The organism is Streptomyces sp. CA-250714, assembly GCF_050936705.1.
Taxonomy (GTDB): Bacteria; Actinomycetota; Actinomycetes; order Streptomycetales; family Streptomycetaceae; genus Streptomyces.
In genome coordinates this window covers 3129971-3155499 of sequence record NZ_JBNJMI010000001.1, presented here as the reverse complement: position 1 = coordinate 3155499, position 25529 = coordinate 3129971, and the positions used below count along the sequence as shown (strand labels likewise).

Annotated in this window: 22 protein-coding genes; 12 read left to right on the top strand and 10 right to left on the bottom strand. The window is 71.9% G+C overall.

All coding sequences use genetic code 11. The annotated features are described in order from the left end of the window. Nucleotides 1–28: 28 nt before the first annotated feature. Both ACQEU8_RS13955 and ACQEU8_RS13950 read right to left on the bottom strand, forming a co-directional pair. Entirely contained in the window at nt 29–1291 is a 1263-nt protein-coding gene (locus ACQEU8_RS13955; RefSeq protein WP_433100404.1) for an alpha/beta hydrolase family protein, read from the bottom strand. Continuing rightward, complete coding sequence (locus ACQEU8_RS13950; protein WP_433100402.1) at nt 1291–1779, bottom strand: hypothetical protein; 489 nt, start codon at nt 1777–1779, stop codon at nt 1291–1293. The genes ACQEU8_RS13955 and ACQEU8_RS13950 overlap by 1 nt, the downstream gene beginning before the upstream one ends. 105 nt (nt 1780–1884) lie before the next feature. Between ACQEU8_RS13950 and ACQEU8_RS13945 the strand changes: the two genes are divergently transcribed. Then, nucleotides 1885–2757 (top strand): alpha/beta hydrolase fold domain-containing protein, encoded by an 873-nt coding sequence (locus tag ACQEU8_RS13945; RefSeq protein ID WP_433100400.1) that lies wholly within the window; start codon nt 1885–1887, stop codon nt 2755–2757. A 721-nt stretch (nt 2758–3478) separates the two neighbouring features. Here the strand turns inward: ACQEU8_RS13945 and ACQEU8_RS13940 are convergent. The 5 genes from ACQEU8_RS13940 to ACQEU8_RS13920 form a co-directional block, all read right to left on the bottom strand. Next, nucleotides 3479–4255 (bottom strand): succinate dehydrogenase iron-sulfur subunit, encoded by a 777-nt coding sequence (locus ACQEU8_RS13940; protein ID WP_433100398.1) that lies wholly within the window; start codon nt 4253–4255, stop codon nt 3479–3481. Nucleotides 4256–4394: 139 nt separating this feature from the next. After that, the gene (sdhA, locus tag ACQEU8_RS13935; RefSeq protein ID WP_433100396.1) at nt 4395–6158 is read right to left on the bottom strand and encodes a succinate dehydrogenase flavoprotein subunit; all 1764 of its coding nucleotides are present in this window, start codon (nt 6156–6158) and stop codon (nt 4395–4397) included. A 31-nt stretch (nt 6159–6189) separates the two neighbouring features. Then, nucleotides 6190–6687 carry a succinate dehydrogenase hydrophobic membrane anchor subunit gene (locus tag ACQEU8_RS13930; protein WP_433100394.1) on the bottom strand — a complete coding sequence of 166 codons (498 nt, stop codon included), beginning with the start codon at nt 6685–6687 and terminating at the stop codon, nt 6190–6192. Between the two features lie 6 nt (nt 6688–6693). Next, on the bottom strand, nt 6694–7074 hold the full coding sequence (gene sdhC, locus ACQEU8_RS13925; protein ID WP_433100392.1) for a succinate dehydrogenase, cytochrome b556 subunit: 381 nt from the start codon (nt 7072–7074) through the stop codon (nt 6694–6696). Between the two features lie 209 nt (nt 7075–7283). Further along, entirely contained in the window at nt 7284–7850 is a 567-nt protein-coding gene (locus tag ACQEU8_RS13920) for a 2-oxo-4-hydroxy-4-carboxy-5-ureidoimidazoline decarboxylase (protein WP_433100390.1), read from the bottom strand. A gap of 163 nt (nt 7851–8013) precedes the next feature. Here ACQEU8_RS13920 and ACQEU8_RS13915 point away from each other — a divergent pair, with 163 nt between their 5' ends. The 4 genes from ACQEU8_RS13915 (at nt 8014) to ACQEU8_RS13900 (ending at nt 12683) form a co-directional block, all read left to right on the top strand. Continuing rightward, complete coding sequence (locus ACQEU8_RS13915) at nt 8014–9687, top strand: beta-N-acetylhexosaminidase (RefSeq protein ID WP_433100388.1); 1674 nt, start codon at nt 8014–8016, stop codon at nt 9685–9687. Nucleotides 9688–9860: 173 nt separating this feature from the next. Then, complete coding sequence (locus tag ACQEU8_RS13910; RefSeq protein WP_433100386.1) at nt 9861–10109, top strand: SCO4226 family nickel-binding protein; 249 nt, start codon at nt 9861–9863, stop codon at nt 10107–10109. Between the two features lie 529 nt (nt 10110–10638). Further along, complete coding sequence (locus tag ACQEU8_RS13905) at nt 10639–11349, top strand: RNA polymerase sigma factor (protein ID WP_433102377.1); 711 nt, start codon at nt 10639–10641, stop codon at nt 11347–11349. Further along, on the top strand, nt 11349–12683 hold the full coding sequence (locus ACQEU8_RS13900) for a hypothetical protein (protein WP_433100384.1): 1335 nt from the start codon (nt 11349–11351) through the stop codon (nt 12681–12683). The genes ACQEU8_RS13905 and ACQEU8_RS13900 overlap by 1 nt, the downstream gene beginning before the upstream one ends. A 284-nt stretch (nt 12684–12967) precedes the next feature. Here ACQEU8_RS13900 and ACQEU8_RS13895 read toward each other — a convergent pair whose 3' ends face one another. Further along, nucleotides 12968–13858 (bottom strand): L,D-transpeptidase family protein, encoded by an 891-nt coding sequence (locus ACQEU8_RS13895; protein ID WP_433100382.1) that lies wholly within the window; start codon nt 13856–13858, stop codon nt 12968–12970. 164 nt (nt 13859–14022) lie between these two features. Between ACQEU8_RS13895 and ACQEU8_RS13890 the strand changes: the two genes are divergently transcribed. The 4 genes from ACQEU8_RS13890 (at nt 14023) to ACQEU8_RS13875 (ending at nt 18678) form a co-directional block, all read left to right on the top strand. Then, nucleotides 14023–15630 carry an acyl-CoA mutase large subunit family protein gene (locus tag ACQEU8_RS13890; RefSeq protein WP_433100380.1) on the top strand — a complete coding sequence of 536 codons (1608 nt, stop codon included), beginning with the start codon at nt 14023–14025 and terminating at the stop codon, nt 15628–15630. A 221-nt stretch (nt 15631–15851) separates the two neighbouring features. Further along, on the top strand, nt 15852–17207 hold the full coding sequence (locus tag ACQEU8_RS13885; protein ID WP_433102375.1) for an amidase: 1356 nt from the start codon (nt 15852–15854) through the stop codon (nt 17205–17207). A gap of 94 nt (nt 17208–17301) precedes the next feature. Next, nucleotides 17302–18255 carry a helix-turn-helix domain-containing protein gene (locus ACQEU8_RS13880; protein WP_433100378.1) on the top strand — a complete coding sequence of 318 codons (954 nt, stop codon included), beginning with the start codon at nt 17302–17304 and terminating at the stop codon, nt 18253–18255. Nucleotides 18256–18306: 51 nt separating this feature from the next. Next, a complete protein-coding gene (locus ACQEU8_RS13875) occupies nt 18307–18678 on the top strand; it encodes a VOC family protein (RefSeq protein WP_433100376.1) in 372 nt (123 codons plus the stop codon). A gap of 93 nt (nt 18679–18771) precedes the next feature. On the opposite strand, the gene ACQEU8_RS13870 is transcribed toward ACQEU8_RS13875, so the two are convergent. After that, entirely contained in the window at nt 18772–20118 is a 1347-nt protein-coding gene (locus tag ACQEU8_RS13870) for a polysialyltransferase family glycosyltransferase (protein WP_433100374.1), read from the bottom strand. After that, complete coding sequence (locus tag ACQEU8_RS13865; protein ID WP_433100372.1) at nt 20118–21176, bottom strand: glycosyltransferase family 2 protein; 1059 nt, start codon at nt 21174–21176, stop codon at nt 20118–20120. The genes ACQEU8_RS13870 and ACQEU8_RS13865 overlap by 1 nt, the downstream gene beginning before the upstream one ends. Before the next feature lie 238 nt (nt 21177–21414). Here ACQEU8_RS13865 and ACQEU8_RS13860 point away from each other — a divergent pair, with 238 nt between their 5' ends. The 3 genes from ACQEU8_RS13860 to ACQEU8_RS13850 all read left to right on the top strand — a co-directional run bounded on the left by ACQEU8_RS13860 (nt 21415) and on the right by ACQEU8_RS13850 (nt 25382). After that, complete coding sequence (locus tag ACQEU8_RS13860; protein WP_433102373.1) at nt 21415–22836, top strand: DUF6716 putative glycosyltransferase; 1422 nt, start codon at nt 21415–21417, stop codon at nt 22834–22836. A gap of 95 nt (nt 22837–22931) precedes the next feature. Further along, the gene (locus ACQEU8_RS13855) at nt 22932–24212 is read left to right on the top strand and encodes a cytidylyltransferase domain-containing protein (RefSeq protein WP_433100370.1); all 1281 of its coding nucleotides are present in this window, start codon (nt 22932–22934) and stop codon (nt 24210–24212) included. 186 nt (nt 24213–24398) lie between these two features. After that, nucleotides 24399–25382, top strand: coding sequence for an N-acetylneuraminate synthase family protein (locus ACQEU8_RS13850; protein WP_433100368.1), 984 nt, complete (start codon nt 24399–24401; stop codon nt 25380–25382). Nucleotides 25383–25529: the final 147 nt, after the last annotated feature.

Below are 25529 nucleotides of genomic sequence, written 5' to 3'. Positions count from 1 at the left end.
AGCGCAGCCGCCTGGTGCCGGGCGCGCCCTACTGAGCCAGCATCTGCAAGACCCTCCGCCAGGAGTCGCCGCGAGCGGCCTGGTCCGCCCTCGCGGTGGCGATGACCGCACCATTGCGGCCGCCCTCCTGACCGGGCTGCCCGAGCGGGAACCAGTTCACATGGTGCCCCGCGTCCGGATACACCAGCTTCTTCGCACCGCGCCGGGCCATGGCGGCAGCCGAGTCCGCCGAGCCCCACATCTTGTCGTTGCCGCCGGCCACGGCGAGCACCGTGCCGCGTACGCGGTCGAGCGGGATGGGGCCGGTCGGGACCGGCTTGCCATGGTCGGTCCAGGCGGTGGTACCGCTCGGATAGGGGCCGTTGACGTTCGAGGAGGGCGCGTACGCGATGACGTCGCGGAAGACGGACGGGCGGCGCTGCCCGAGCAGCTGCGCCGCCTCGCTGCCGCGCGAGTTGCCCATGACGGCCAGCCGTTCGGGGTCGGCACCCTCCTGCTTGCGCAGCAGCTGCCCGGCGCGGGTGAAGTAGTCCAGGTCGATGTCGTCGATACCGTTCGGGCGCCCGGACCCGGCCCCGCAGCGGAAGTAGCACACCGACATCGCGGGGTGCCCGTGCGAGGCGAGCAGCGCCGCGGTGTACGTACCGGCGTTGCCGCCCTCCGAGCCGCCGAAGACCAGTACCGGAGCCTTCTTGTCGCCGCCCTTCGGCGGCAGGTACAGATCGCCCGCGATCCGGTCCTCGGCGACGGTGAGCTTGCGGTGCGTCGCGCCCTTGGTCAGCCACTCGCGGACCAGATCGCGGCGGGCGACCCGCTCGCCCTTGTCCTTGCCCGTCAGGGCGGTCGCGCTGAGCCGCAGCGGGTAGGAGCGCTGCTTTCCGGGCGGGCCGGGGTGGTACGAGAACGCCTTGCCGCTGCCGATCAGCTTCGCGGTGCGCCCGCCCGTCGGCAGCATGCTCTCCAGCAGCCGTGCGCTGCCCTTGTCGCCCAGCTCGACGGTGCCCTTGCTGTCGGCCGTACGCGACACCGTGGCCGCCCACCGTGCGCCGTGGCGGTCCTCGGCCCGGGCGCTGATCTTCACCTTGGTGCGCGGCGCGAGCCCCTTGAGCCGTATGTCGACCGGCGCATCCGCGAGACCGACCGACTGGTCGGTCTCGAAGCGAACCCCATGCTGCCCCGAGGGCTTCGCGGGCCCACCCCCACCCCCGCCGTCGCCCCCCGCGCAACCCGCCGCGGCGAGCGCCAGTGCGACGGCCGCCGTTGCCGTCGGTCCAATCCGCATCCGTCCCATCAGCCGCACGATACGCACCCGGAACCGCCACCCTCCACGAGGGCCGTCCCCACTACCCACCCGCAGCGCCGGACGCCGCCCCGGTCCCGGACCCGTTCCCGGACCGGTCCGGCGCCCCGGAACCCCCAGGTCGCCGACGCCGTGCCGCCCACCGCCTCCGCGGTCGCCAGCACCGCCAACGAGGGGTCACCGCCGAGCGGTTGGAGCCCGACGAACAGCTGCGAGGCGCACCGTACGAGGTCCGTGGTGAGCGCGACCGTACGCGCCCGTAAGCGGTCGGCCAGCACTCCGCCGACCGGCAGCAGCACCAGCTTGGGCACCATCGCGCAGCCCAGCACGAGCGCGAGGGCCGAGGCGGAGCCCGTGGCGCGCAGTACGGCCAGCGCGAGAGCCGCTGGTACGACGGCATCGCCCAGCAGCGACAGCGCACGACCGGTGAGCAGAACGCGGAACGCACGCTGACGCAGCGGATGCGGCTGTGACGGCATGCCCGCACGGTAGGGGCGGCCCCCCGGCGGGCGCCGGGATATCGCTGGGGGGCTTATCGCATGGCGTAGCGTCAGGCAACTGCCCGACCACTAGTGGAGGAACCGGTGAAGCGCCCCGACCCGGCCCTGCTCGGACTGCTCCCCGCCCCGCATCCGGACGAGGCCCCACTCCCGCCCGCGGCGTCCCTCGGCGGCCTCCGGCTGCTGCGCGGCGTGCCCTACGCCGTCCCCGAGGGCAGCCGGCCCCTCGAACTGGACCTGTGGCTCCCCGAAGAGCCGGCTTCCCTGGTGCTGTACGTCCACGGGGGCGCCTGGCGGCGTGGACGCCGCGACGACATGGGGATGCGTACCCGTGACTGGAACCCCGGCCCCTTCGCCCGGCTCGCCGCCGCGGGGCTCGCGGTCGCCTGCGTGGACTACCGCCTCAGCGGCGAGGCCCACTTCCCCGCCCCGCTGGACGATCTCCGCGCCGCCTTGCGGTGGCTGACGCTGCGTTCGGGAGAGCTCGGCATCGACACCGGCCGCACCGTGGTGTGGGGCGAGTCCGCGGGAGGGCACCTCGCCGCGCTGCTCGCCCTCACCCACGCCGATCCGCCGTTGGCCGGAGCCGTCGTGTGGTACGGCCCCAGCGATCTGACCGCCCCACGGGGCGGCTTCTCCCCGGACGCCGCCAGCACTCCTGAAGCGCTGCTCCTGGGTGCCGCTCCGGCTGCTTGTCCCGAACTGGCTCGGGCGGCCAGTCCGCTGGCGCGGGTTCACGCCGGTGCGCCGCCGTTCTTCCTCGCCCACGGTACGGAGGACACCATGGTGTCCCCCTCCCACAGCGAAGACCTCGCAACTGCGTTGCGGGCTGTCGGCGTTGACGCCCAGCTTCACCTTTTGCGGGGTGCCGATCATGGCTGGTACGGCGCCGAAGATGCCGACGTCGCCGCCCTCTTCGCCGCCTCCACCGACTTCGCGGCTCACCGGGTGGCTTGAGGGCCCAACCTTGGGCCCGGGGTGGGTGGGGGAGGTGGTGGGTTGAGGGCCCCACCCCCGGGCCCCCTCTCGTGTTGGGGGCTCTGCCCCCAAACCCCCGGTCCTCGCCGGACGGGCGTTGGGGCGGCTCCGCCCCCCAACTGCCCCCCGCTACGGGGGCTCCGCCCCCCTAGGAGCCCCCCGACCCCATGCCTCCGTCTGGACAATTTGTCCTCCGCCCCTGCTCCAGGACTATTCGCTGCGGGTGGCGCCCATATCTGGGGTGGATGAGAGCGCCCATTGCTCCAACCCCAGATATGGGCGCCACCCGCAGACAAAAGGCAGCAACTCACGTACGGGCTGCTCTTACGTCAATGGCTCAAGGGTGTGCGGAAGGGGGGTCCTAGGGGGGCGAAGCCCACCTAGCGGGGGGCCGTTGGGGGGCGGAGCCCCCCGACACGACCTGTCGGCGTCAGCCGAAAAACAAAGGGGGCGTGCCCCCACAAGCAGCCGTCCCGGCGGCAGGCGGGGGGGGAGCCGCCACCACCCCCACCCACCCACGCCGCCCCCAACCCCCACCCACCCACGCCACCACGAACCCCCACCCACCCCAGGCCACCACCACCCCCACCCACCCGGAGGCCCCCAACGGCGGCCCGGCGGCAGCCGGGAGCACCAACTCGGCGGCAGCCGAAAACAGCGGCTCGGCGGCAGACGGAGGCCGCGACGGCGGGCGGAGCCCTCAGAAGCGGCGGGTGATAAGCGCCCGCTTGACTTCCTGAATAGCCTTCGTCACCTCAATACCCCGCGGACAAGCATCGGTGCAATTAAAAGTAGTCCTGCACCGCCAAACCCCATCCCGGTCGTTCAGAATCTCCAACCGCTGCTCCCCGGCCTCATCCCGCGAATCGAAGATGAACCGGTGCGCATTCACAATGGCGGCGGGCCCGAAGTACTGCCCGTCGTTCCAGAAAACGGGGCACGACGACGTGCACGCCGCACACAGAATGCACTTGGTGGTGTCGTCGAACCGCTCCCGGTCCTCTGCGGACTGGTACCGCTCACGCGTCGGCTCGTTCCCGGAGGTGACGAGGAACGGCATCACATCGCGGTAGGCCTGGAAGAACGGCTCCATGTCGACCACGAGGTCCTTCAGCACCGTGAGCCCCTTGATGGGCTCAACGGTGATCGGCTTCTCGGGAGAAATATCCTTCAGCAGCGTCTTGCAGGCGAGCCGGTTACGCCCGTTGATCCGCATGGCGTCCGAACCACAGATGCCGTGCGCGCAGGACCGGCGGAACGTCAGCGTCCCGTCCAGCTCCCACTTGATCTTGTGCAGCGCGTCCAGGACGCGCTCCTTGGGGTCGATCTCCAGCGTGAAGTCCTGCCACTGCGGCTCGTCGGAGACCTCGGGGTTGAACCGCCGGATCCGCAGCGTGACGGTGATCAGATGCGCAGCGGCAGCAGCGGAGTCCGCGGAATCCGCGGAGTCGTTCTTGTCCAGCGTTGCGGTGCTCACACGTTCCTCCTGGCGCCGTGCGGGTGAGCGAAAATGCCGATGGGGGCGGGCCGCGAGGCGACGGACCGTGCCGCCGCGTCCGGCCGGGCCGACCGGGTCGGCCGAGGGGTCGGGGGGTGTCCCCCGGGGGGATGCAGCATCAGTACTTACGCTCCATCGGCTGGTAGCGGGTCTGCACGACCGGCTTGTAGTCCAGCCGGATCGACTCGGTGCCGTCGTCGCCCACCTCGCGGTACGCCATGGTGTGCCGCATGAAGTTGACGTCGTCGCGGTTGGGGAAGTCCTCGCGGTAGTGGCCGCCGCGCGACTCCTTGCGGGCGAGCGCGGAGACCGCCGTGACCTCGGCCAGGTCGAGCAGGTTGCCCAGCTCGAGGGCCTCCAGCAGGTCGGTGTTGAAGCGCTTGCCCTTGTCCTGGACGCTGATGTCACGGAAGCGCTTGCGCAGGGCGCCGATCTCCTCGACGGCCTCCTTCAGCGTCTGCTCCGTACGGAAGACCATGACGTTCTTGTCCATGCACTCCTGGAGCGCCTTGCGGATCTCCACCACGCGCTCGCTGCCGGTGGCGTCCCGCAGGTTCTCGATCTCGTCGAGAACGAACTTCGCGGGCTCCTCGGGCAGTTCGACGTAGTCGGCCGTCGCCGAGTACTCGGCAGCGGCGATACCGGCCCGGCGGCCGAAGACGTTGATGTCCAGCAGCGAGTTGGTGCCCAGCCGGTTGGCGCCGTGCACGGAGACGCAGGCGACCTCGCCCGCCGCGTACAGGCCCGGTACCGGGGTGCTGTTGTCCTGGAGCACCTCGCCCCGCACGTTGGTGGGGATGCCGCCCATCGCGTAGTGCGCGGTCGGCTGGATCGGCACCGGGTCGGTGTACGGCTCGATGCCCAGGTAGGTGCGGGCGAACTCGGTGATGTCCGGCAGCTTGGCGTCCAGCTGCTCCGGCGGCAGGTGGGTGAGGTCCAGGAAGACGTGGTCACCCTCGGGACCGCAGCCGCGGCCCTCGCGGATCTCGGTGTAGATCGCGCGGGAGACGACGTCGCGGGAGGCCAGGTCCTTCATGACGGGCGCGTACTTCTCCATGAAGCGCTCGCCGTCCTTGTTGCGCAGGATGCCGCCCTCACCGCGGGCGCCCTCCGTGAGCAGGATGCCCATCTTCCAGATGCCGGTCGGGTGGAACTGGAAGAACTCCATGTCCTCCAGCGGCAGTCCGCGCCGGAAGGCGGCCGCCTGGCCGTCCCCGGTGAGGGTGTGCGCGTTGGAGGTCACCTTGAAGAACTTGCCGTTGCCGCCCGAGGCGAAGACGACGGCCTTGGCCTGGAAGACGTGTACGTCACCGGTGGCCAGCTCGTAGGCGACGACGCCGGCGGTCTTCTTGACGCCCTCGTCGTCGTTGAGCAGCAGGTCCAGGACGTAGAACTCGTTGAAGAACTCCACGCCCTCCTTGACGCAGTTCTGGTACAGCGTCTGGAGGATCATGTGGCCTGTGCGGTCCGCCGCGTAGCAGGAGCGGCGCACCGGGGCCTCGCCGTGGTTGCGCGAGTGCCCGCCGAACCGCCGCTGGTCGATGGTGCCGTCGGGGGTGCGGTTGAAGGGCAGGCCCATCTTCTCCAGGTCGAGGACGGAGTCGATGGCCTCCTTCGCCAGGATCTCGGCGGCGTCCTGGTCGACCAGGTAGTCGCCGCCCTTGATCGTGTCGAAGGTGTGCCACTCCCAGTTGTCCTCCTCGACGTTGGCGAGGGCGGCGGCCATACCGCCCTGCGCCGCGCCGGTGTGGGAGCGGGTGGGGTAGAGCTTGGTCAGCACCGCGGTGCGGCTGCGCTTGGTGGCCTCGATGGCCGCGCGCATACCGGCGCCGCCCGCACCGACGATGACGGTGTCGTACTTGTGGATCTTGACGTTGTTCATCGGGAAAACCTCAGCCTTCAGCCCCGGTACGTCAGCGGATGTTCGGGTCGAAGGTGAAGATCACCAGCGTGCCCAGCAGGACGGTGAAGACGGTGGCCGTGTACAGCAGCATCTTCAGCCAGAAGCGGGTGTTGTCGCGCTCGGCGTAGTCGTTGATCACTGTGCGCAGCCCGTTGGCGCCGTGCAGCATCGCCAGCCACAGCATCAGCAGGTCCCACGTCTGCCAGAACGGCGAGGCCCAGCGGCCCGCGACGAACGCGAAGCCGATCTTGCTCACGCCGCCGTCCAGTACCAGCTGGATCAGTAGATGGCCCAGGACGAGCACCACCAGCACGATGCCCGACAGCCGCATGAACAGCCATGCCTGCATCTCGAAGTTGCCGCGGGACGCCTTGGGCGTCTTCGCGGTCCGCTTGCGCGGCGGCTCGATCACCGGGGCCGGGTGGTCCACGTCGAACAGCGTGACACTGTCGGTGGGCTCACCGGCGGCGTCGTTCTTCGACTGCTCAGTCGTCTCGGTCGTCGACATCACGCATCAGCTCCCGAACAGTTCGCGCAGCGTGTGCTGGAGGACCGGGTAGAAAGCGCCCGCCATGAGGACGACCCAGATGCCCATCACGGTCCACAGCATCTGCTTCTGGTACCTCGCGCCCTTCGACCAGAAGTCCACGGCGATGACCCGCAGGCCGTTCAGCGCGTGGAACAGGATGGCGGCCACCAGGCCGTACTCCATCAGGTTGACGAGCGGGGTCTTGTAGATCGCGACAGTGTCGTCGTACGCCTCGGGCGAGACGCGCACCAGCGCGGTGTCGAGGACGTGCACGAACAGGAAGAAGAAGATGAGGACGCCGGTGACTCGATGAGCCACCCAGGACCACATTCCTTCCCGGCCGCGGTACAGCGTTCCAGCCGGCACGGATAAACCCTCCGGGAGCGGATATTGGGGCCTGCCGGCTTCGGTAGGTCGGGCGGGCCCGGCCGGGTACGGTCCACCGGCCTCGGTCATCGTAGCGACGGGCTGTCGGCACGTTCGCGCAGGGGTATGCAGGTGTGATCAATCAGGCACGGACGGCCTACCTGCGATGTGAGGGCCGCCACACAGCACTTTTGGGCCGCGGTGGACGTTCAGCGCCTCCGGGGCCACCGCCCGGCCGTGGTCCGGGGAGGTGCCGGGGGCTGTGCGGTCGAACCGGAGGTCGCCAGCCGCCCCAGCCGGCCCCGCGCCAGCCTTCGGAGCTCCTCGGCCGTCACGGCCCACTCCTCGTCCGCATCGTTCTCCAACCGCAACCGGATCCCCGCCAGCACCTGATCCAGCCGCTCCTCCACCGCGAACCCGTCCAGGCAGCACAGGAACGCGTGTCCGAACTTGCGCTCGTACGCGCCGTGGGCCGCCCGCAGGGCGGTGTGCGCGGCGAGTACGCCCAACTGCGGCTCCCCCTCCAGCGGGTGCGCGGCCGACTCGCAGACCAGCGCCTCGCGCAGGTCCGCACATGTCAGGTCGTAGCTCGCCTCGTCGGCCGCCGCCAGCAGCGCGTCCACATCGGGATAGGGCCGGTGCGCCACGATCCGGCGCGCCCAGCGGCGGCTGCCGCAGCAGCGCAGCAGAAGAGGCTCGACCGTGTCGACGGCCGCCGAGTTGAGCCGATCCAGATGTGTCCGCGTATGCGAGTGCGAAGAGGTGGGAAGGCTCATGCGCTCCGTAAAGTCCGAAGGATCCCGATGTCGGCCCGGAGTCGTCACCGTAGTCGGGGGCAGGGAAGATCGGCCGTACGAATCCTGTTTTTCACCCGGAAGGGAACGCGCTGGAGTGCATAGCTGACCGGGAAGGGTCGGAAAGGGGAAATACCGTATCCGTATGGGACGAAACTGGTCGAAGAAGTCCGGACGGGCTGCTGTCGGGGCAGCCGGCCGCCCCGGTGCGGTGCTGGCACTCACCCTCGCCGCCGGTCTGGCGGGCCTCACTAGCCTGACCGGCTGCTCCGGCAACGGCGAGGGCGGCGGGAACGGCGACCGCGACGCGCCCTCCGCGTCCAAGGCCGACCGGCACCCCAAGGGCCCCGACCGGCTCGGCCCGACCCCCGCCGCCGTTCCCTCCGTACGCGAATGGAAAGCCGTACGCGGCCCCGGCTGGCAGCGTACGAAGCACACCCGCGTGGTCACCGGCACGGACTCGCTCCGCGACGAGGCGAAACTACTCGCCGACGAGCTGAAGGTGGACGTGGCCAAGGGCCCGGCCCATACGGGCGACATCGAACTCAGGCGCGACAAGGGCGGCAAAGGCACCAAGAGCGGCAAGAGCGGCAAGAGCGGCGAGCCGGGCAGCGGGCCGGAGAGCTATCGGCTCGTCAGCCGCGACGGCACTGTCACCATCACCGGCGCCGACGACGCCGGGGTCTTCTACGGCACCCGCACCCTGCTCCAGACCCACCGCGCACAGGGCCGGTTCGCCGAGGGCACGGTCCGGGACGCACCGGACCGCCCGCAGCGCGGCTTCTCCCTCGACATCGCGCGCAAGAACTTCAGCGCCGACTGGATCAAGGCCCGGATCCGCGCCATGGGAGACCTGAAGCTCAACCAACTCCAGCTGCACCTCTCCGACGACCAGGCGTTCCGCGTCGAGAGCGACACCCACCCCGAGATCGTCTCCGACCCGCATCTGACCAAGGCGCAGATCCGCGACATCGTCCGGCTCGCCGCGTCCCGGCACATCACCGTGATCCCGGAGATCGACTCACCCGGCCACCTCGGCGCCGTCCTCAAGGCCCACCCCGACCTCCAGCTGCGCAGCGTCACCGGACGGACGCCGCAGGGCACGATCGACATCAGCAAGCCAGAAGCGGCGAAACTCGTCGACGACCTGCTGGTCGAGTTCGCCGATCTGTTCCCGGGCAAATACGCCCACGCGGGCGGCGACGAGTATCTGGCGCTGATGACGCAGAACCCCGAGCAGACCTACCCCGGTCTCGCGCAGACCGCGCGGCAGAAGTTCGGTGAGCAGGCCAGGGTCCAGGATCTGGCGACCGCCTGGCTCAACGACCGCGCCACGACGCTCCGCGAACACGGCAAGACGCCGCAGGTGTGGAACGACGGCATGCACCGCGGCGGCGTCGTACACCCGAACAAACCCCGCGAGGTCGCCTACTGGACCGGCCGGGAGGAGGGCGAGCGGCAGCCCGTCGAGTATCTGAAGGAAGGCTGGAAGGTCGTCAACCTCAACGACGAGTACCTGTACTACGTCCTCGGCCAGCCCAACCGATTCACGTACCCGACAGGCCGCCGCATCTACGAGCACTGGAACCCCGCCGTGGTGCGCGGCACCGAGCCGGTGCCCGCGAAGTGGGCCGGGCGCGAGCACATCCTCGGCGGGCGGTTCGCCGTCTGGGGCGACATCGCGGACGCGCAGACCACCGAGCAGGTCGCCAGCGGCATCCGGCTGCCGCTCGCCGCGACGGCCCAGAAGCTGTGGGACCCCCGGCAGCCGGAGCGCTCCTGGAGCGACTTCGTGAAGCTGGCCGACCAGGTGGACTGACCCGCACACCGGCACCCCCGGGGCCCCGGTCGCCCCCGCACCCCGTGCCCGCGGCACCCGAGCCCCGGGACCCCCGCGGCCCCCGGCCGCAGGGCCGGTAGGTGCCCACATGCAATCCGCAGGTGCCAGGAGGAGCATGGAAGAAAGGAGTGTCCATCACAGGAGTGCGAACGATGACACGGTTCATGGACGTACATCACGGTATGGAGGGGATCACGGCAGGCCAGCTCATGGCCGCCCACCGGGCGGACCAGGAGATCGAGAGCGAAGAAGGCGTGCGCTTCGAGCGGGCGTGGGCGGATCCCGAGTCGGGGACCGTCTACTGCCTCTCCGAGGCGCCCTCGGCCGACGCCGTCCAGCGTGTGCACGACCGCGCCGGGCACCCGGCGGACGAGATCCATCCGGTGCCCCTGGTGGTCTGACCCCGGCTCGACCCCGGCGGTGCCGTATCGGTCACCGGGCGCCCGACCAGGATCGATGGCGCACGGCCGGATCCGGAAAAGCCGAAGACGACCGGGGTCGCCACCCCCCACAGGAGAGACCCCGGTCGCCGTCGGACACGGGCTCACTACGCCAGCGGCTTGCCCGTACTCCCCTCAGCGTCACTGCCGCGCAATGTGTTACGCCGTGATGCCGCATCACCCCGAACATGTGTCACCAACCGGCGCACATGTGCCCGCCTCGCGCCGGGCCCCTCTCCTGTGTCCCGGCACCCTTGTCACCCCCGCACACAGCGCTGACGGCGGGCAACCACGCCCTCACGCACAGCGCACTGTCGCCCCGCCCCTCCCTCCGGCATGGACGAGCGTGCACACTTGGCCTTAGCGTGCTCCTCGCGCCGCGCCAGGTTGACCGATCCTGGCAGCCGGGACGCTGACCTGGCAGTCGGAGGGCCGACCCGGCAGTGGCGCGTGGCACAGACACCTTCGCGGAGTGGGGCGAGACACGAGCGTGCAGGGGGATGACGCGGAGCTGACCGCTGCGGTGCGCGCGGCGCAGGAGGGGGACGAGCCCGCCTTCCGCACCGTCTACCGCGCCGTGCATCCGCGCCTGCTCGGCTACGTCCGCACGCTGGTGCCGGACGCGGACGCCGAGGACGTGGCTTCCGAGGCGTGGTTGCAGATCGCCCGTGATCTGCCGCGCTTCAAGGGCGACGCGGACCGGTTCCGGGGCTGGGCGGCGCGTATCGCCCGCAACCGGGCCCTGGACCATCTGCGGATGCGCGGGCGCCGCCCGGCCGTCGGCGGCGACGAGAGCGAACTGACCAGCCTGCCCGCGGGCGCCGACACGGCGGACGAGGCACTGGAGGCGCTGGGGACGAGCAGCACGATGGCGCTCATATCCCAACTCCCGCGCGACCAGGCCGAGGCCGTGGTGCTGCGGGTGGTGGTCGGACTGGACGCCAAGAGCGCCGCACAGGTACTCGGCAAGCGGTCGGGCGCCGTACGGACGGCAGCACACCGCGGACTGCGCAAGCTCGCGGAACTCCTGGAGGAGGGGATGCCGGGGCCGTCCGGCGGTGCGGCCGACGGCGTGGCCGGTCCGGTGGCCGAAGGGCAGCGCACCGGGCCCAGGCCGGGCGGTGGTGTGGCCAAGGGCAGGGCACGCGGCATGGCGCGCGGTGTGACGCATAAAGCCACACGAACGCTGAGGGAAACGTGATGGCGGACGACCGGTACAGCTGGCTGGATGAAGAGACTGCGGAGCGATTGCTGCGCGGGCTGCCGGTCGACGCCTGCGACGGCGACGACCCCGGTACGGGCGCGGAGCAGGAACCCCGCACCAGGCCGGACGACCCCGCCGCGCCGGAGGGCCACCCGGAGACCGCCGTCGCCGGCCGGTCCGCACGGCCCGGACAGCACGGACGGCCCCCACAGCCCGAAAGCCCGGGACGAAGAGCCGAGGGCCGTCTCGACGTGCCCTCCCACGCCTGGTTCCGCGAGGCCGACCGCCGTACGGCCGCCCGGCTCGCCGCCGCGCTGGACGAACTGTCCGCCACCTACAGCGCGCCCCCGCACACCGCCCCCGGCACCACACCCGTCGAACTTCCCGGCGAGGCCGCGGCGCTGGACGCCTTCCGTGCCGCCCGGCTCGGCGCGGCGCGCGGCAGCGCCCCCGACGCCACCTCGGCCGGCGCGCTCGGTGGCGGCGGAGCACCCGGCCGCGCCCGCAGCCGTGCCCGCAATCTGCTGACGGGCAGGCCGCTGCGTGCCGGGTTCGCCGTCGCCCTCGCGGGCTGCGCGCTCGGCGGCGTAGCGGTCGCGGCCGGTACGGGCATGCTGCCCACCCCCTTCCACAGCGGCGACTCGCCCGCGGCCACCGCATCCCCGGGCACCAGCCGCAGCGACGGCAGCTCGGACGACGGCGGAAGCCACCCCGAGGAGTCACCGGGCCGGGACACCGCGGGTGACCGGCACGACGGCCGCGGCCGGTCCGACGGCGACGGCGGGGCCACCGAGGACGGCGACAAGGGGCCCGGGCAGGACGGCTCCCGTGACCTCGCCGACTCCGGCGGTGCCGGAGGCGACAAGGGCAAGGAAAAGGACAAGGGCAAGTCGGACGGCAAGCTTCCGGACACCGACAAGCACCTCGACGATTCCCAGAAGGACGCCATCGCTTCGGCGCTGTGCAAGGCGTACGTGACGAACAAGCTCGAAGCGGACGACCGCAGAAAGCTGGAGCGGGCGGCCGGCGGCCGGGCCGTGGTGCGGAAGTTCTGCGCGACGCACGACGGCGGTGGTTCCGGCGGCTCCGGTGGTTCCAGCGGCGGGCAGGGCGGCGACTCGGGCGGCTCCAGCGGGGGCAGCAGCGAGGGAAGCGGCAACAGCGGGGGAAGCGGCGGTAGCGGGGGAGACGGCGGTTCGGGCGGTGGTGACGGTGACCCCCCGCCCCCGGGTGACTCGGGCGGCGCGGCCACCGGTGGCTCCGGTGCGCCCTCCGCTCCCGCGGAGCCCGCGCCGAGTCCGACGGTGAGCGGCAGTACACCGGCGCCCTGAACCGGTGGTGTGACACTTTCGCCGGGCACGGCGCTGAAGAGAGTGAGCCGACTGGTCATCGGCGGCGCGGTAAGCCCGAGGTTCCCCCCGTACCTCTGGGTTCGCGCGATGGCGCGGGCGGGACACGTTCCCCCGGTCCCGCCCGCGCCCCCTTCTCTTCGGCCGGGGGTCCGGGGGTTGTCCCCGGGAGGATGCAGTCCCCGGTCCCGCCCGCGTCCCCTTCTTTCCGGCCGGGGCCCGGGGGTTGTCCTCCGGGAGAATGCAGTTCCCCGCCCCTTCGGGGCTCACTTGTAGACGATGACCTTGTCGCCGGGGCGGATTTGGGCGAAGACCTTGGCGATCTTCTTCTTGTCGCGGACGTTCACACATCCGTGTGAAGCTCCGGCGTATCCGCGGGCGGCGAAGTCCGCGGAGTAGTGCACCGCCTGGCCGCGGCTGAAGAACATCGCGTACGGCATCGGGGTGTCGTAGAGGGTCGAGTGGTGGTGCCGGCTCTTGAAGTTGACCTTGAACTGGCCTTCCCGGGTCGGCGTGTACGCCGACCCGAACCGCACATCCATTGCCGTCCGCACCTGCCCGTTCACCATCCATGTCGCGGTGCGGCTCGCCTTGCTGACGCACAGCGCGCGCCCCGTCAGACAGCGCGGATCGGGCTTGGCCGGCGGCCGGCTGGTGGGCGGGTACAGCTCGCTTCGGGTGGGCTGGTGGGTGCGGGCGCGCAGGGCGCTCAGCACCGCGTCGGTGACCTTGCCGGTGCGGGCCATGCCGCGCTGTCTCTGGAACGCGGTGACCGATCCGGCTGTCACCGGGCCGTAGTAGCCGGTCGGATTCCGGTGGAAGAGCCCCAGCTGCCGCAGCCGCGCCTGGAGTTCGCGTACGTGCGCCCCGCGCGCGCCCCGCGCCATCCGTACGGTCTGCGCGACCGGTTGCGCCGCCTCGGGCTTCTGCCGCGGCTGTGCGGGCTGCACCGGTTTCGGTGCGGCGTTGGTGTGTGCGGGCGTTGTGGACGGCTGGGACGGCGGCTTCTGCGGTACCTGCTGCGGCGCCTTGGAGACGCGGACAGCCGGACCGGCGGAACCATCCTTGACCTGGCATCCGGCGAGCGCGCCCGCCGACAGCAGCACCGCCGCCGAGGCCGCGAGGCCGCGCAGCGCCGCCGCTCCCCTCCTGTGCATCCCGAGCATCCCCACCCCCGGACGATTCGATGGATGTACGGGTCCATCACTGCCCAGCGCGCCGCCCTCGCGAACCTGTGGCGCCCCGGGTGATGCTGGGTGGGACGACGCCCGCCGAGCGCCCGCGCGCCCCTGGGTGCGGGGCTTTTCAGGAGGCACTTGCGATGACACGTCCCACCGATTCCGGCCGGCAGTCCGAGTCGGGGCTGCCCGTGGAGCCGGTCTACGGGCCGGATGCGCTGGCGGACTGGGATCCCGCCGTACGGCTGGGGGAGCCGGGCGGCTATCCGTTCACGCGGGGCGTCTACCCGACGATGTACACCGGGCGGCCGTGGACGGTGCGGCAGTACGCGGGTTTCGGGACGGCGGCGGAGTCCAACGCGCGCTACCGGCAGTTGATCGAGCACGGCACCACGGGCCTGTCCGTCGCCTTCGATCTGCCCACCCAGATGGGATACGACAGCGACGCCCCACAGGCCGCGGGCGAGGTCGGCAAGGTGGGGGTGGCGATCGACTCGGTGGAGGACATGCGGGCGCTCTTCGACGGCATCCCGCTGGGCGAGGTCTCCACCTCCATGACCATCAACGCGCCCGCCGCACTGCTGCTGTTGCTTTATCAGATCGTCGCCGAGGAGCAGCAGGTGGCGCCAGCGGCGCTGACCGGCACTGTGCAGAACGACGTGCTCAAGGAGTACATCGCCCGCGGCACCTACATCTTCCCGCCGAAGCCCTCGCTGCGGCTGACCGCGGACATCTTCCGCTACTGCGGCGCCGAGCTGCCGCGCTGGAACACCATCTCCATCTCCGGCTACCACATGGCCGAAGCGGGGGCGACGCCCGTGCAGGAGATCGCCTTCACGCTGGCCAACGGCATCGAGTACGTACGGGCGGCCGTCGCGGCGGGCATGGACGTGGACGCGTTCGCGCCCCGGCTGTCGTTCTTCTTCGTGGCCCGTACGACGCTGCTGGAGGAGGTCGCCAAGTTCCGTGCGGCGCGCCGGATCTGGGCGCGGGTGATGCGCGAGGAGTTCGGCGCGCGCAACCCCAAGTCGCAGATGCTGCGCTTCCACACCCAGACGGCCGGAGTCCAACTGACCGCGCAGCAGCCGGAGGTGAACGTCGCCCGTGTCACGGTGCAGGCGCTGGCCGCCGTGCTGGGCGGTACGCAGTCGCTGCACACCAACTCCTACGACGAGGCGCTCGCCCTGCCGTCCGACTCCGCCGCCCGGCTGGCGCTGCGTACCCAGCAGGTGCTGGCGCACGAGACGGACGTGACGGCGACGGTGGACCCGTTCGCCGGTTCGTACGCCGTCGAGTCGCTGACCGACGACGTGGAGGAGGCGGCGCTCGATCTGATGCGGCGTATCGAGGACCGGGGCGGCGCGGTGGCCGCCGTCGAACAGGGCTTCCAGAAGAGCGAGATCGAGCGCAGCGCCTACGCCGTCGCGCAGGAGATCGAGAACGGCGAACGCGTCGTGGTCGGCGTCAACCGCTACCGCACCGAGGGGCAGGACGAGAAACCGTATGTGCCGCTCACCGTCGACCCCGGTCTGGAGGCGGCCCAGGCGGAGCGGCTGGCGCGGCTGCGTGCGGGACGCGACGCCGCCGCCGTACGGTCCGCGCTGGACGCGCTGCGCACAGCGGCCGGGCAGGAGGACGAGAACGTGCTGTACCCGATGAGGGAGGCGCTGCGCGCCCGCGCCACGCTGGGCGAGGTGTGCGACGCGCTGCGCGAGGTGTGGGGTGCCTACGAACCGCGGGACGCGCTGTGAGGGTGGGCCCTTTTCCGGCTCCGACGGCAGTTTCTTGTTACTGATGGGTTTCCCCTCGGGCCCGGAGCGGGGACAGTAGGCGCGAGCCGTGAACGACGTCGAGCGCCTGCGAGGTGTCCGTGGCGACCGATACCAGGACCGGATCCGCCGAAGAGCCTGGTGCGGGTGGGGAGGGGGCCGCCCGGCCGCTGCCCGGCCTCGCCCGCGCGGCGGCGGAGCTGATGGCCGGTGAGACGACCTCACGGGCGCTGACCGAGCGGGCGCTGGCCCGGATCGAGGCGACACAGCCCACGCTGAACGCGTTCCGCCTGCTGCGCGCCGAGTCGGCACTGGCCGAGGCGGACGCCGCGGACCGGGCGCTGGCCCGTGGCGAGCGGGGGCCGCTGCTGGGCGTGCCGGTGGCGGTCAAGGACGACACCGACGTGTGCGGCGAGCCGACCGCGTTCGGCTGCGCCGGAGTCTTTCCGCTCAAGACGGCCGACGCGGAGGTGGTGCGCAGGCTGCGGGCCGCCGGTGCGGTCATCGTCGGCAAGACCAACAGCCCCGAGCTGGGTCAGTGGCCGTTCACCGAGGGCCGTGCCTTCGGTGACACCCGCAACCCCTGGAACGCGGCGCACACCCCGGGCGGCTCCTCCGGCGGCGCGGCCGCGGCCGTCGCGGCGGGTCTGGTGCCCGCGGCGCTGGGCTCGGACGGTGCGGGGTCTGTACGGATCCCCGCGGCGTGGACGCATCTGGTCGGCATCAAGCCGCAGCGCGGGCGGATCTCGACCTGGCCGGACCCGGAGGCGTTCAACGGCATAACGGTTTTCGGCCCGTTGGCGCGCACCGTCGAGGACGCGGCGCTGCTGCTGGACGTCGCAGCGGGCAACCGGGAGGGCGATCTGCACCGGCCGCCGCCGGTGGACGTGCGGGCCGCGGTGGGCCGGGACCCGGGGCGGCTGCGGATCGCGCTGTCCACCCGCTGGGCGTTCACGGCCACCCCGAAACGGCTGGACACCCGCGTGGACGCCGCCGTGCGCGCCCTCGCCGAGCGGCTCACCGCGCTGGGGCACGAGGTGGAGGAGGCGGACCCGCACTACGGACCGATAGGGCTGACGTTCGTGCCCCGCGCCACCGCCGGCATCCGCACCTGGGCGCGCCGCACCCCCGACCCCGGACTGCTGGACCCGCGTACCCGGTCCGCGGCCCGCACCGGACGGCTGCTGGGCGGCCCGGTGCTGCGCGCCGCGCGGGCCGCCGAGGGGCCGCTGCGCCGCCACGTCGGCCGGATCTTCCGCCGTTACGACGTCGTGCTGACCCCCACCACCGCCACCCCGCCGCCCCGGATCGGCGATCTGGCGCGGCTCTCCGGCTGGCAGACCGACCGCAGGATGATCGCCCACTGTCCGTACGCCTGGCCGTGGAACGTGCTCGGCTGGCCCGGCATCAACGTGCCCGCCGGGATCACCGAGCCGGAGGGTCTGCCGCTGGGCGCCCAGCTCCTCGGTCCCGCCAACAGTGAGCCGCTGCTGGTCTCTCTCGCCGCGCAGCTGGAGGCGGACCAGCGGTGGTATGAGCGGCGGCCCCCGACGGCGTGAGCGCGCCACCGGCGTCAGAGGGCCCGCCTGCGTGAGAGGGCCGCCTGCGTGAGCGGGCCGGGCCGGTGTCAGTGGTGTCTGTCACGGTGATGACGTGGACACCGAGATGTGGACGGCCGGGGGCGAGGGCTGGCGGATGTGGGCGCGGGAGCCCGCACCGCCGCTCCGGTACGCGGTGGCCGCTCCCTATCAGGGCTATCGGGAGCAGCGGGGTGCGCCGCTGCGCCGGGCCGAGCTGCCCTGGTGCGGGGTGACGCTGATCCTCAGCTTCGGCGACCGGATCGCCGTCACGCCCCGGGTGGGCTCCGGTAGGCCAGCACCGCCCGTTCCGTACGAGAGCTTCGTCGCCGGGCTGTTCGACAGGCCCGTCACCACGGAGCACGCCGGGACACAGCACGGGCTGGAGGTCCAGCTCAGCCCGGCCGGCGCCTATGGCCTCTTCGGCATACCGCCGGGTGCGTACGCGAATCAGGTGGTGCGGTTCGAGGAGTTGGCGGCAGCCGCGCCGCGCGGCAGCGGTGTGACCCGCACCCTGGCCGGGCTTGCGGAGCGGCTGGCGGAGGCCCCTTCCTGGGCGGCCCGCTTCGACCTGGTGGACCGGACGCTGGGCCGGCTGACGGTTCGGGGGCCGGCCATGGCGCCGGAGGTGGCCCGCGCCGCCGAGCTGCTGGCCCTGACCGACGGCCGTACGGCGGTGAGCGAGCTGGCCCGGGCGACGGGCTGGAGCAGACGGCATCTGAGCAGTCGCTTCACCGAGCAGATCGGGATGGGCCCGAAGGTCTACGCGCGGGTGTGCCGGTTCCGGAACGCCCTACGGATGCTGGAGGCGACGGCCGCACGTCCGCCCGGCAGCACCCGATCGGGTGGTCCGGCCGACAGCCTGGCGCGGATCGCGGAGGTGTGCGGCTACTACGACCAGGCGCATCTCAACCGCGACTTCCGCGAGCTGGCGGGCCGCGCGCCGACCGCCCATCTGTCCGCTCTCGCCGACCAGGGCGAGCCGGGGGCCTTCCCATTCGTCCAAGACGCGGACCGGTCCGGTGTCTAACGTCGGAGAGGAGATACCGGCAAGACGCGCGAAAGCCACAAGGAGGGCACCATGCCGCTCAACCCCGTACTGACCTACCGCGACCCGCGCGCCGCACTGGACTTCCTGCACAAGGCGTTCGGTTTCGAGGCCGTGAATGTCTACGACGCCGACGACGGCTCGGTCGCCCACGCCGAGCTGCGGTTCGGCGACGGCATCGTCATGCTCGGCACCGCCAGGAACAGCGGGGTGATGGGCGGCCTTGGCCCCAGCGCCGTCTACGTCACCGTGCAGGACCCGGACGCGCACCACGCCCGCGCCGTGGAGGCGGGCGCGGAGATCGTGCTGCCCGTCACCGACCAGGACTACGGCTCCCGCGAGTACGCCGCCAAGGACCCGGAGGGCAACCTGTGGTCCTTCGGCACCTACGAGGCCAAGGCCTGAGCGCGCGCAGGCCCCGGCGGACGGGCCGCGCGGGGCCGCCTGCCCGCCGGTCGCGCAGGGCGGCGCGGACGGGAATCAGCCCGGGGAGGGGCGTCAGCCCAGGGCGGCGCGCTTGAGGGCGCGGGCGCGGCGGGCGACGCGGCGGACCGTGCGGTTGCGGGGGACGAACGCGAACTGGCGGGGCACGGCGCCGGGGAGGGCCAGCGCGGTCAGCCGGCGGCGCTTGAAGTAGCGGCGGGTCTCCGGGGACAGCCGCGTGGCCAGATAGCGCTCCGCCTCCGGGCGCAGCTCCGGATAGATCTGCGACTGCATACAGAAGCCGACGGCACGGATCAGCCCCGTCAGCTCGCGGCCCGTGGGCGGGGTGAAGCCCTCGCCCGCCGCCTCGCTGTCCAGATCGGGCAGCAGTGCGTCCACCAGCGTCACCGGCACGCGGTTGCTGTTCTGATACGGCGTCACCCGCTCCAGCAGCAGCTCCGTTCCGGCGCGGGCGACGGGCAGCCCGTAGAACTCGGACGCCGTCAGCAGCGCCGTCGAGAAGCAGCCCACCACCAGCGCCGGGCGCATCCGCTCGTACAGCACCTCCGCCAGCACCGGCGCGTCCAGCACCGTCAGGCTGACGCCCAGCTCGCCCGCCTCCTTCTCCATGGCGCGGGAGTGCCGGGCCGGGGCCACCGGGTGCGGTTTGAAGACCACCTCGCGGTGGCCGCGCGCGGCGGCACCGCGCAGCATGCGCAGATGCAGCCGCTCCTCCTCGTCCGGGGAGAGGATGTCCAGCGCGGACAGATACTGGCCCAGCAGCAGCGCCCCGCCGCGGGGTGCCGCGGTCACCGACGGGGGCACGTCCTGTGCCACCTCGGCCAGCACCGCGCGGAACGCGTCCGTGGACACGATCTCCGGCTCCACCCCGAACTCCGAGAGCAGCAGCGGCGTCAGGCCCGGCACCAGGGCCAGATGGAGCAGCCGCCGCACCCGCGCGCCCACCAGCGGGTCCAGCTTGTTGCGGGTGGGGCCGTAGCTCATCAGCCCGTCCGCGTACACCTCGATCGGCGCGTCGGGGAACAGCCGTGCCACCGCCAGCGCGGGGTCGACCTGGATGGACTCCAGGACGAGCGTGACCTCGTCCTCCGGGCTGTCACCCAGGCCCCACAGCAGCCGCAGATGGCGCTCCCACAGCGGGGCGTCGTCCGTGCGCGGGGACCAGCCGCCCGGGTGGAAGGGACGGATCGTCTCGTTCCATGACAGCACCCGGTCGAAGCGGCCGCGCAGCCGCTCGAAGCCCGGCATGACATCGAGCGCGGGCGCGGTCTCCGGGTTGGCGGCGTTGTTGCTCACCAGCAGCAGCCGCTGGTCGGCGGCCTCGAAGCGGTCCGCGTCGATGGCCGCGGCGAGGGTGGCGGCACCGTACAAGGTGGAGGCGAAGAACAGCTGGGTACGCATCAGGCCGCCACCTCCGTGTCGCGCGCACCGGTGGTGGCGCTCTTCTTCGCATCGTCACCGGCGGCGCCCGCCGTGCCCGCCGCGGGCTCGTGGTGGCCCGGGCGCCTGCGGAGCCGCCGTAGCCGGGAGGCCCGTTCGCTGTCCATCGAGTCCAGTGCCTCGGAGAGCAGATCCGCCGGGAGCCGCTTGAGTGCCGCCGCGCTCATCGCCCGCAGCTTGCGGGCCACCTGCGGCTCGAACCTGCCGCTGGTCAGATGGTGCGAGATGATCGCGCAGTAGGTGCGGACCGCCTTCGGCAGCAGCTGCTCGGCGTCCCGGTCCTGCGCGGTCTCCTCGATCACCTGGTCGAAGGCGCGGATGAAGTCGAGCTGCCGTACGTCACCGATCTGGGTGAGCGAGGAGGCGACCCCGCGCCGGTAGAAGACGCCCAGCAGGCCGACCGCGGCGAACGAGCGGGCCTCACGGTGCAGCCGCCAGATCCACGGCCGGTCCTCGGCGGTGCGCAGCCCGTCGGTGAAGTGCAGCAGCCCCTCGTCCAGCAGCCTGCGGTGGTAGATCCCCGCCCAGGCGTAGGCGTAGTCCACCGAGGTGCTGCGGGTGGCGGGCAGGATCGCCGCGCGCGGGTCGTCCACCACGCCCCGCCGGCCGTGCGGCACCCGCGCCAGGGTGCGGGAGCGCGCCGTGCACTGGACGTGATCGGTGCGGACGAATTCGCAGCCCAGCCGCTCGATGCAGGACACCAGCTGCTGGTAGTAGCCGGGCGCCAGCCAGTCGTCACCGTCCAGGAACGTGACGTACTCGCCGTTCGCCCGGTCCAGTCCCGTGTTGCGCGCGGTCGCCAGACCGCCGTTGCGCGCATGCCGGGTCCTGATCACCTGCGCAACGTCCTGAAGATCATTTTCGGCGCGTTCCAGAATCTCCGGCGTCTCGTCCTTTGAAGCGTCGTCGACCAGAATGAACTCGAAATCCTGGCGCGCGTTCGCTCGGAGACTCCGCAGCGTTTCCGGGGCGTATGACTGCACGTTGTAAAACGGCACGATGACGGAGAGCTTGACCACCCAAGGGACCTTAGGGTCCGCGCCCCGCCCCGTCTTGACCTGCGGCGGACCCAGGAGTGAACGGCGCGTGGCGGGATGGTGAACGGGGCTGCGGCGCGGGCTCGTTGGGGATTCGTCGGTGTGCTGTTAACCGGCTGTTGCCTTTACGTTGGGCCGCCTTCCGGAATCCCTTCCTAGCGTCGATGACGTGCCCTCCCGAGAAATCCTCTCCGATTCCGCCGCGAATGCGCCGGCTGCCATGACCGCACTCGTCACACACGAGCGGTCGGCACCAGGCCGGGTGGCGGTGCTGGCGGATTCCGACACCCGCTGGAAGTGGGGTGTACTGACCGCCCGCAGGCTGGCGCCCGAGGCCGCCATCGACGGCCTGCTGCTGCGCGGCCGCGCCACGCCCACCCCGCGCCAGCTCGCAGAGGTCGGCGTCACTGTCGACACGCTGCGTGAGGTCACCACCGCCGAGTTCCTCCGCGCGGCCACCGCGCCCGCCGCCTACGACGTGATCGTCCTCGCCTGCGTCGGGGGCGCCGTGCAGGCCATGCTGCACGGGCTCGGGCGGGCGGTTGCCGGGGATACCGGCGAGCGAGGGCCCGCGCGCCGCCCCGTGGTCGTCACCGGGTACGTCGGAGTCGTCTACGAGAAGCTCACCGACGGGCTGCTGCTGCGGCACGGCGCCGATGTCGTCCTCGCCAACTCGCCCCACGACGCCGACCGCTTCCGCGCGGTGTACGAGGGCGTGGGGGCGGACGGCGGGAGCGTGGTGCAGTGCTCACTGCCGTTCCTGGAGGGGGCCGGAGAGGGCGCCCCGGCGGAGGGTGCGGGCGCTGCGGGGGAGACTCCGGACGGTCCGTTCACCGTCGTCTTCGCGGTGCAGCCCTCCGTGCCGGCCGGCCGCGCCGATCGGGCCTATCTGCTGCGCCGGGCCGTCGGCCACGCGCTGCGGCACCCGGAGCGCGACGTACTGATCAAACTGCGCAGTAAGCCCGGCGAGCACACCACGCACATCGAGGAACTTCCGTACCAGAAGCTCGTCCGCAAGCTGCCCGGCGGACGGGACGGCGGGGACGGCGGATTGCCGCCCAACTGCCGCCTCGTCTACGGGAACATGGGGGAGATCCTCGACCGGGCGCAGCACACCGGCGGGCTGCTGGTGACGGTCAGCTCCACCGCGGCGCTCGAGTCCCTGCACCGGTCCCTGCCCACCGCCGTCCTCACCGACCTCGGCGTCCGCGAGGCACTGGGCAATCACTACTTCACCGGCTCTGGCTGCCTGGCCTCCTGGGACGAGCTCGACGACGGCCTGCTGCCCCGAGCCGACGAGAAATGGGCGCTGCGGCAGGGCGTGCGCGGCGGCGACGGCTTCGCGACCGCCCGCGAACGGGTCGGTGAACTCGTCGCCCGCGCGGCGAGCGGCGGGCTGCCGCCGCTCGCGCCGTACTACACCGTCCGGACAGCGTCCGGCTATCTGCCCGGCATCCTGCGCCGTTACGGGCTCGAACCGGACGGTTCGCCCGCGGGCGGCGCGGCCGGTGAAGCGGCCGACGGGCTGGGCGCGGCCGGGCGCGGCGTCGTACGGCGCGTCGTACGCGAAGCCGCCCGCGGCGCCTACCGGCACGGGGTCCAGCGGGTCGCCCCGCTGATCCGGAAGGCGGGCGAACTGTGATGCCGCGCCCTGATGCCTCCCCGGCCCCGGCCTCCCCGGCCGCGCCCGGGATCCGTTCCTCTGCTCTGTCCGAGTCCCACCACTCAGGAGCCAGCATGTCCCCAACCCCCGCCGTACTCGCGGTGATTCCCGCCCGGGGCGGGTCGAAGGGTGTGGCCGCCAAGAACCTCGCCCCGGTCGCGGGCGTTCCGCTCGTCGCGCGGGCCGCACGCGAGTGCCTGGCCGCGCGGAACGTGACCGACGTCGTCGTCTCCACCGACGACAGTGCCATCGCCGAGGCAGCCCGCTCCGCCGGCGCCGAAGTGGTCGAACGGCCCGCCGAGATCGCCGGCGACCTGGCCACCAGCGAAGCCGCCGTACTGCACGCCATGGACGCCTACGAGAAGCGGTACAGCAGACCGCTGCAAACCGTGCTGCTCGTCCAGTGCACCAGCCCCTTCCTCGTCCGCGAGGACATCGAGCGGGTGACGGCGGCCGTCGTCGAGGACGGCGCGGACAGCGCGCTGACAGTGGCGCCGTTCCACGGCTTCGTATGGCGGGACGGCGCGGCCGAGGACGGTTCGGAGCTCGCTTCGGCGAACGCTTCAGGGGGCGCTTCGGAGAGGGACGCGGGCGCGGTGCAGGGTGCATCGGGCTCGGTGCGGAGCGCGTACGGCGTCAATCACGACCGTGCCGTACGCCCCCGGCGCCAGGACCGGCCCGAGGACCTGCTGGAGACCGGCGCCGCCTACGCCATGGACGCCATGGGCTTCCGCGAGTCCGGGCACCGGTTCTTCGGACGTACGGCCGTCGTCCGTACCGACCCGGCGCGCGTACTGGAGATCGACGACCCGCACGACCTCGCCCGCGCCCGCGCGCTGGCCCCCCTGCTTGACGCGCGCCGCGACGGGCCGGGCGCGCTGCCGACGCGGGACGACGTGGACGCGGTCGTACTGGACTTCGACGGCACCCAGACCGACGACCGGGTCTACATCGACGCGGAGGGGCGGGAGATCGTCTCCGTGCACCGCGGCGACGGACTCGGTATCGCCGCGCTGCGCCGCGCCGGCCTGGAGGTGCTGATCCTCTCCACGGAGACCAATCCGGTCGTGGCGGCCCGCGCCGCGAAGCTGCGGCTTCCCGTGCTGCACGGCATCGACCGGAAGGACCTCGCGCTCAAACAGTGGTGCGAGGAGAAGGGCATCGCGCCGGAGCGCGTGCTCTACGCCGGCAACGACGCGAACGACCTGCCGTGCTTCGCGCTTGCGGGCTGGCCCGTCGCCGTCGCCGACGCCCATGACGTGGTGCGCGCAGCCGCGCGGGCCGTCACGACGCGGGGCGGAGGAGCGGGAGCCGTCCGCGAGATCGCGGGGTGGTTGGTGGGGGCGGAGTTGTGAGGGGGGCCAGTCGCGGCAGGGCGGCCCTCTTGGTTGGGCCCACCCACAAAGGAAGCCCGCCGGAGCCCCCGACGCCCACACCCGCCGCCTCCTGACCAGCACAAACCCTACTCCCCGCACCACCCACCACCCCCGCAGAACCACCCACCGACCTTCTGCACCAACCCAAGAACGAAACCCCCGGAAATGGTGAACATGTCCAGCAACGCCCAGCACATCAGCGCCCACGCCAACGGTCACACCCCCCGTGTCCGCACCCTCGGCAGCAAGACCGTCGGCCCGGGCCACCCCGTCTACGTCACCGGCGAGATCGGCATCAACCACAACGGTGACCTCGACAATGCGTTCGCCCTCATCGACGCCGCCGCCGAAGCGGGCTGTGACGCCGTCAAGTTCCAGAAGCGGACGCCGGAGATCTGCACCCCGCGCGACCAGTGGGACCTCGAGCGCGACACCCCCTGGGGCCGCATGACCTACATCGACTACCGGCACCGCGTCGAGTTCGGCGAGGACGACTACCGCGCCATCAGCGAGCACTGCGCCGAGCGCGGCATCGACTGGTTCGCCTCCCCGTGGGACGAGGAAGCCGTCGCCTTCCTGGAGAAGTTCGACGTCCCCGCGCACAAGGTGGCCTCCGCGTCGCTCACCGACGACGACCTGCTGCGCGCTCTGCGTGCCACCGGCCGCACGATCATCCTCTCCACCGGCATGTCCACCCCCAAGCAGATCCGGCACGCGGTCGAGGTGCTGGGCAGCGAGAACATCGTGCTCTGCCACGCGACTTCCACCTACCCGGCGAAGGCCGAAGAGCTGAACCTGCGGATGATCCACACCCTCCAGGACGAGTTCCCCAACGTCCCGATCGGCTACAGCGGCCACGAGACCGGTCTTCAGACCACTCTGGCCGCCGTCGCCCTCGGCGCCGTCTTCGTGGAGCGGCACATCACGCTGGACCGCGCCATGTGGGGCTCGGACCAGGCCGCTTCCGTCGAACCGCAGGGTCTGCAGCGCCTGGTGCGGGACATCCGCACCATCGAGGAGTCCCTCGGTGACGGCGTCAAGAAGGTGTACGACAGCGAGCTGGCGCCCATGCGCAAGCTGCGCCGCGTCAAGGGCGTCGTGGCCGAGGAGGCCGAGGGAGCCGAGACCCGCGAGCCGGCCACGGTCTGACGCGGGCCGCCAACCCGGCACCTCCCAACCCGTCACCACCCCCCCGCAACCCCCACAGCGGAACGGAGCGTATGCGCACATGTCCCGTAGCCGCTCCGCACAAGGAGCGATGAGCCGCTCCATCCGAGGAGCATCCGCAGCGGCACT

Bases quoted from the DNA above. Each gene is read 5' to 3' on its own strand.
- ACQEU8_RS13950 (WP_433100402.1), bottom strand. From the start codon at position 1,779: ATGCCGTCACAGCCGCATCCGCTGCGTCAGCGTGCGTTCCGCGTTCTG.
- ACQEU8_RS13900 (WP_433100384.1), top strand. From the start codon at position 11,349: ATGGCGGACGACCGGTACAGCTGGCTGGATGAAGAGACTGCGGAGCGA.
- ACQEU8_RS13890 (WP_433100380.1), top strand. From the start codon at position 14,023: ATGACACGTCCCACCGATTCCGGCCGGCAGTCCGAGTCGGGGCTGCCC.
- sdhA (WP_433100396.1), bottom strand. From the start codon at position 6,158: ATGAACAACGTCAAGATCCACAAGTACGACACCGTCATCGTCGGTGCG.
- ACQEU8_RS13855 (WP_433100370.1), top strand. From the start codon at position 22,932: ATGTCCCCAACCCCCGCCGTACTCGCGGTGATTCCCGCCCGGGGCGGG.
- ACQEU8_RS13885 (WP_433102375.1), top strand. From the start codon at position 15,852: ATGGCCGGTGAGACGACCTCACGGGCGCTGACCGAGCGGGCGCTGGCC.
- ACQEU8_RS13920 (WP_433100390.1), bottom strand. From the start codon at position 7,850: ATGAGCCTTCCCACCTCTTCGCACTCGCATACGCGGACACATCTGGAT.
- ACQEU8_RS13870 (WP_433100374.1), bottom strand. From the start codon at position 20,118: ATGCGTACCCAGCTGTTCTTCGCCTCCACCTTGTACGGTGCCGCCACC.
- ACQEU8_RS13910 (WP_433100386.1), top strand. From the start codon at position 9,861: ATGACACGGTTCATGGACGTACATCACGGTATGGAGGGGATCACGGCA.
- ACQEU8_RS13895 (WP_433100382.1), bottom strand. From the start codon at position 13,858: ATGCACAGGAGGGGAGCGGCGGCGCTGCGCGGCCTCGCGGCCTCGGCG.
- ACQEU8_RS13955 (WP_433100404.1), bottom strand. From the start codon at position 1,291: ATGGGACGGATGCGGATTGGACCGACGGCAACGGCGGCCGTCGCACTG.
- ACQEU8_RS13850 (WP_433100368.1), top strand. From the start codon at position 24,399: ATGGTGAACATGTCCAGCAACGCCCAGCACATCAGCGCCCACGCCAAC.
- ACQEU8_RS13930 (WP_433100394.1), bottom strand. From the start codon at position 6,687: ATGTCGACGACCGAGACGACTGAGCAGTCGAAGAACGACGCCGCCGGT.
- ACQEU8_RS13915 (WP_433100388.1), top strand. From the start codon at position 8,014: ATGGGACGAAACTGGTCGAAGAAGTCCGGACGGGCTGCTGTCGGGGCA.
- ACQEU8_RS13860 (WP_433102373.1), top strand. From the start codon at position 21,415: ATGACCGCACTCGTCACACACGAGCGGTCGGCACCAGGCCGGGTGGCG.
- ACQEU8_RS13875 (WP_433100376.1), top strand. From the start codon at position 18,307: ATGCCGCTCAACCCCGTACTGACCTACCGCGACCCGCGCGCCGCACTG.